The 5326-nt window shown below is 62.5% G+C and carries 9 protein-coding genes; all 9 read right to left on the bottom strand.

Annotated features, from left to right (window positions below):
- Positions 1-328 (bottom strand): phosphotransferase (locus EN914_RS23040; RefSeq protein WP_164778861.1); only part of this gene is annotated, 328 nt, incomplete at its 3' end.
- Positions 329-333: 5 nt separating this feature from the next.
- Positions 334-1344, bottom strand: coding sequence for a 4-hydroxy-3-methylbut-2-enyl diphosphate reductase (ispH, locus tag EN914_RS23035; protein WP_127389278.1), 1011 nt, complete (start codon positions 1342-1344; stop codon positions 334-336).
- Between the two features lie 88 nt (positions 1345-1432).
- Positions 1433-2188: an SURF1 family protein gene (locus EN914_RS23030; protein WP_024503618.1), complete on the bottom strand. Its 756-nt coding sequence runs from the start codon at positions 2186-2188 to the stop codon at positions 1433-1435.
- A complete protein-coding gene (locus tag EN914_RS23025) occupies positions 2185-2571 on the bottom strand; it encodes a DUF983 domain-containing protein (protein ID WP_024503617.1) in 387 nt (128 codons plus the stop codon). Before EN914_RS23025 ends, EN914_RS23030 begins: the two co-directional genes overlap by 4 nt.
- Positions 2572-2592: 21 nt before the next feature.
- Positions 2593-3084 (bottom strand): murein L,D-transpeptidase family protein, encoded by a 492-nt coding sequence (locus tag EN914_RS23020; protein ID WP_024503616.1) that lies wholly within the window; start codon positions 3082-3084, stop codon positions 2593-2595.
- A 91-nt stretch (positions 3085-3175) separates the two neighbouring features.
- Entirely contained in the window at positions 3176-4057 is an 882-nt protein-coding gene (locus tag EN914_RS23015) for a cytochrome c oxidase subunit 3 (protein WP_024503615.1), read from the bottom strand.
- A 1-nt stretch (position 4058) separates the two neighbouring features.
- Positions 4059-4691, bottom strand: a complete 633-nt coding sequence (locus EN914_RS23010) for a cytochrome c oxidase assembly protein (RefSeq protein ID WP_024503614.1) — start codon at positions 4689-4691, stop codon at positions 4059-4061.
- Positions 4691-4849 (bottom strand): hypothetical protein, encoded by a 159-nt coding sequence (locus tag EN914_RS23005; protein ID WP_013532777.1) that lies wholly within the window; start codon positions 4847-4849, stop codon positions 4691-4693. The genes EN914_RS23010 and EN914_RS23005 overlap by 1 nt, the downstream gene beginning before the upstream one ends.
- 2 nt (positions 4850-4851) lie before the next feature.
- The coding region (locus EN914_RS23000) for a UbiA family prenyltransferase (protein WP_164778860.1) at positions 4852-5326 on the bottom strand (475 nt) is incomplete at its 5' end.

Raw genomic sequence — 5326 nt, 5'->3', positions numbered from 1 at the left:
ACGAAAGCCCTTCCAGGAAGGTGATGATGACCGCCGGCCGGCCGGCGAGCGTGCCGATGACGCTGCCGTCATGGGCGGTCACCGGCAGCGGGCAGGACACGCCCTTGTAGGCGAGATGGCCCATCAGCCCGAGGAAAAACGGCAGATCCGCCTTCTCGACGCGTTTCTCATAGAGCGTCAGGATGTAGGAGCCGCTCGAGGTGTGCAGCAGGAAGTTCGAGTTCTCGGTGCCTTCGGCGATGCCCTTGTAGGACAGGAGATCGCCGACCGGATAGTGCTTCAGGAATGCGCCGAGTTCGCCTTCCGCGACGTCAGTGTAGACCGCCATGTGCCTTACGCGGCTCCATTGACGAAGGCCATGTCGGCCCGCGTCAGTTCGACATCGCGCAGTACCCGCATGACCGGAAAATCCTCCGTTTCCGTGGCCGTGATGGCCAGATCGATCGTGACATCGAAGCGCTGCCGGAACGCGTCGATGATCTCGTCGACGATGATTTCGGGCGCCGACGCGCCGGCCGACAGGCCGAGCGTCGAAATGTTGCCGATGTCATTCCACGGAATCTCGGCGGCGCGCTGCACGAGAAGCGACATGGTGGCGCCTGCACGCTCCGCCACTTCGACAAGTCGTCGCGAATTGGATGAATTCGGCGCGCCGACGATCAGGTAGAGATCGGCGCCCGGCGCGGTGTCCTTGACGGCTTCCTGGCGGTTGGTGGTGGCATAGCAGATCGATTCCGCCGCTGGCGCCTGCAGCGCCGGAAAGCGATCCTGCAAGGCGCGGATGATGCCGGCGGTGTCCTCGACCGACAATGTGGTCTGGGTGACGAAGCCTAGCGCCTGCGGATCGACGGGCGAGAGCTTTGCGGCATCGGCTTCGGTTTCGATCAGGGTCACCGCTCCGTCCGGGAGCTGGCCCATGGTGCCGATCACCTCGGGATGTCCGGCGTGACCAATCAACAGCACATGACGGCCGAGCCGCTGATGGCGCATCGCCTGCTTGTGGACCTTCGACACCAGCGGGCAAGTGGCATCGAGATAGAAGAGATTGCGCGCCTTCGCATCCGCCGGCACCGATTTCGGCACGCCATGCGCCGAGAACACGACGGGCGACTGCCGATGTTCGGCCGGGATCTCGGAGAGTTCCTCGATGAAGACGGCGCCAAGGCTTTGCAGCCCCTCGACGACGTAGCGGTTGTGCACGATTTCATGGCGGACGTAGACCGGCGCGCCATATTTCTTCAGCGCCAGCACGACGATCTGGATGGCACGGTCGACACCGGCGCAAAAACCGCGCGGCTGGCAGAGCCGGATCGTCAGAGGTGGTTTGGGGGTTGTCTGAAGCATTAAATCCGGGCCGGTTGATCAAAGCCGAAATGAGGTGCGCACCCCTGCCCTGTCAAGGGCATCGGTAGAAAGGGGGCGTCGCTCGCGTTCATTCCTTTTTCGCGGGGCGACGAAGCCGCAGGATGAGCACGGCGGCGAGCGCTGCGGCAAGCCCGTACCAGGTGACGGCATATTGCAGATGGCTGTTCGGCAGGTCGATGATGGTGACGCCGCCAACCGGCAATCCGCCTGGATTTGGAGTCTTGTCTGCGTCGATGAAGATCGGCACCAGCGTGAACCCAGCCGGCAGGCCCGCGCTCGCCGCCATGACGTCGCGGTCCTTCCAGTAGAAGATGTTCTTCGCCACATCGTTGTCGGGCAGCATCATCGACGGCTTTGCTGGCAGGGGGTTGCGGGCGAGCCCCGTGACCGTCACTCTGCCAGTCACCTGTCCCTTGGCGCGCTTGGCGGCATCCTTCAGATCGTAAGGCACGAAGCCGCGATTGATCAGGACGAAGCGGCCGTCGTCGAGCGCCAGCGGCGTGTAGACATTGAAGCCGGCATCGCCTTCCCAGGTCGCGTAAAAATGCCGTTCGCCTTGATGCAGGAACGTCCCGGTGACGGCGACGGGCGTATAATCGACGTCCCCGGTGGCTGCGAATTCTTTCTCGACCTCGGCCAGCGGCCGCGGCGCTGAATGAGTGCGCTGGTCGATGGTCTGCAGAAGGCCTTCCTTCCAATAAAGGCGCTGGACCTGCCAGGTGCCGAGCGCCAGCAGGATCAGGATCAGCACAAGGCCAAGGCCGAGCAGCAGTGCCGTCCTAGGCCGCGATCGGCCATCGGCTTTAACGGTTGCCTCGCTCATTCGCCGCGATCCAACCGGCCTTCGGCCGCCTTGTTGCGGTATTGCAGCGTCAGCAGCACGCCTTTGATCAGCCGCAGCGCCGCCAGGCACAGCACGACAGCCAGCGGAATCCAGACCAGCAGATGCAGCCAGAGCGGCGGGCTAAGCGTGACTTCAACCCAGAGCGCCAGGCCGACGATAAGGAAGCCTATGATCAGGATGACGAACACCGCCGGCCCGTCGCCGGCATCGGCGTAGGAATAATCGAGGCCGCAATTGACGCAGCGCTTGCCGACAGTGAGGAAGCCGGAGAACAACCGCCCCTCGCCGCAGCGCGGGCAGCGGCCATGCAGGCCGGCCGAGATCGGATCGATCGGCGGCCAGATCGCTCTGTCTTCACTCATGGGAGCGTCGTCGCTCATTGCTTACCGCTCGATTTCGATCGGTGTGCCATCGGCCACCAGCGCCCAGATTTCGTCCATGTCGGAGTCCGTAACCGCAATGCAGCCGTCGGTCCAGTCGACCAATTGAAGCAGCCAGCCCCACCAGCCATAACCATTCGGCTGGCCGTGGATCATGATCATGCCGCCCGCGCCGACATTGCGCGCCTTGGCGGCGGCCTCATCATCGGCATTGGGGTACGAAATATGGATCGATTTGTGCGCGATGCTGTTCGGGTTGCGCCAGTCGAGGACATAGTTCCCCTCGGGCGTGCGCTGATCGCCCTCCTGGTGCTTGTGCCCGACGGGATCGCCGCCGAGCGCGATGCCGTAGTTTCGCAGGACCTTGCCGTCGCCGATCAGTTCCAGCCGGCGTTCGGCCTTGTGAACACGCACCAGGTCCACCTTCTCGCCGGCAAAGGCTGGGAGTGCCGCGATCATCAATGCGCAAATAGCCCGGAAGATTGTCAGTCGCATCGGCTATCGATCAGCGATCATTGCGCCAAAAAGAAGAAGGCGGCCACGTTGCCGCGGCCGCCTCCAGAAATGAAAATCCCTCAGGCCTGGATCAGTGGCCCTCGATCACCGCGCCGACCGATCCCCAGACGTAGATCGAGGCGAACAGGAACAGCCAGACCACGTCGACGAAGTGCCAGTACCAGGCGGCCGCCTCGAAGCCGAAATGCTGCTTGGGGGTGAAATCACCCTTCATCGCCCGGATCAGGCAGACCAACAGGAAGATGGTGCCGATGATGACGTGGAACCCGTGGAAGCCGGTCGCCATGAAGAAGGTGGCGCCATAGATGGAATCCTTGAAAGCGAACGGAGCGTGCATGTACTCGTAGGCCTGCACCATGGTGAACAGCATGCCGAGGCCGACGGTCAGCACCAGGCCGTTGATCAGCCCCTTGCGGTCGCCGTGAAGAAGCGAATGGTGCGCCCAGGTCACCGTGGTGCCCGACAGCAGCAGGATGACGGTGTTGTAGAGCGGCAAATGGAAGGGATCGAGAACCTCCATGCCCTTCGGCGGCCAGACGCCACCAGTAAATGTGGCGCGCGCGTAGTTCTGTGCCTCACCGGCAAAAAGGCTGGCATCGAAATAGGCCCAGAACCAGGCAACGAAGAACATCACCTCCGAGGCGATGAACATGATCATGCCATAGCGCAGGTGCAGCGACACGACCCGCGTATGATGACCCTCATGCGCTTCCTTGATCGTGTCCGACCACCAGGCGAACATGGTGTAGAGGACGATCACGAGGCCGATGAAGAACAGCCACGGATTGGCGATGTTGAAGCCGAAGATCGGGAACGACCCGCCCTTCAGATATTCCATCAGGGCGACACCGCCAAAGGCCATGACGAGCGCCCCTACCGAGCCTAGGAAAGGCCATGGGCTCGGGTCGACGAGATGATAGTCATGCTGTGGTTTTGCGTGCGCGTCTGCCATATCAACCCCCGAGATTTGCTTCGGTATTCGAAATTGTCTTGCTGTTGCCATCGGTCGGCGCCGACGAGGCGACCGGCTTGGTCTTCTCGACCGGGAACATCGTGTAGGACAGCGTGATCGTCTTCACGTCCTTGAGCTCCGGCACATTGACGATGTCGGGGTCCACGTAGAACAGGACCGGCATGTCCAGCGTCTCGCCGGGCTTCAGCGTCGTGTCGGTGAAGCAGAAGCACTCGACCTTGTTGAAATAGGGGCCCGCCAGTTCAGGCTGCACGTTGAAGGTGGCGCGGCCGGTCACGGAACGATCGAACTTGTTGGTCGCCTGATAGTGCGCCTGCACGGTCTCGCCGATCTTCATCGTCATCGAGCGCTGGACCGGCTGGAACTCCCATGGCACGCCAGCGATGTTGGCATCGAAGCGGACGGTGATCTCGCGGTCGAGCACGCGGCCGGCATACTGCTTCTCGGCACGTTGCGTCGTGCCGCCATAGCCGGTCGCCTGGCAAAACATCTTGTAGAGCGGCACCGCGGCATAGGCCATGCCGATCATGCCGGTGAAGAAGGCGAGGCAGACAGCCGCGACGATGACGTTGCTGTTCTTGCCCGCCGCTTTCCTGGACTTCTCGACGCTCATCACATCGTGCCCAGATTGTGGCCGAACTTCACGATCGTCGCGATGTAGAAAATGACCACCAGCAGCGCCAGCGCCACGCCGATGGCGATGGAACGGCTGCGCTGCGCCTTCTTCTGACGCTCGGTCAACGTGACGGTCTCGAGCTTTTCCTCGATCATGGTCATGCTCCACCCATGGCAAGCGCGCGTTCGACAACGCTGTCGGCCAGATAGGCAGCGAAGATGGCGAAGAGATAAAGCAGCGAATAGGCGAACAGGGCCTTGGCCGGTTTCATGACGCGGTCATCGTCGGCCATGCCAAGCACTTTCCACGCGTACCAGGCAAAACCGACCCCGAGCAACAGGGCGGCCACGCCATAGAAGGGCGTGGTGTAGCCGAGCATCCACGGCAGCACGCCGACCGGGGCAAGCACCAGCGCATAGGCGAAGATCTGGCGGCGCGTCGAAGCGTGGCCGGCGACGTTGGGCATCATCGGAATGCCGGCCTTGGCATAGTCCTCGGATTTGAAAAGCGCCAGCGCCCAGAAATGCGGCGGCGTCCAAAGGAAGATGATCAGGAACAAGACAACGCTTTCGAGGCTGACCGTCCCGGTCACCGCGGCCCAGCCGATCACGGGCGGAATGGCACCGGCGGCC

Origin of the sequence: Mesorhizobium sp. M7A.F.Ca.CA.001.08.2.1, from assembly GCF_003998455.1 — a bacterium.
Lineage (GTDB): Bacteria > Pseudomonadota > Alphaproteobacteria > Rhizobiales > Rhizobiaceae > Mesorhizobium > Mesorhizobium ciceri.
Note: the sequence above shows the minus strand (reverse complement) of the source record. Positions and strands in the feature narration are given on the sequence as shown.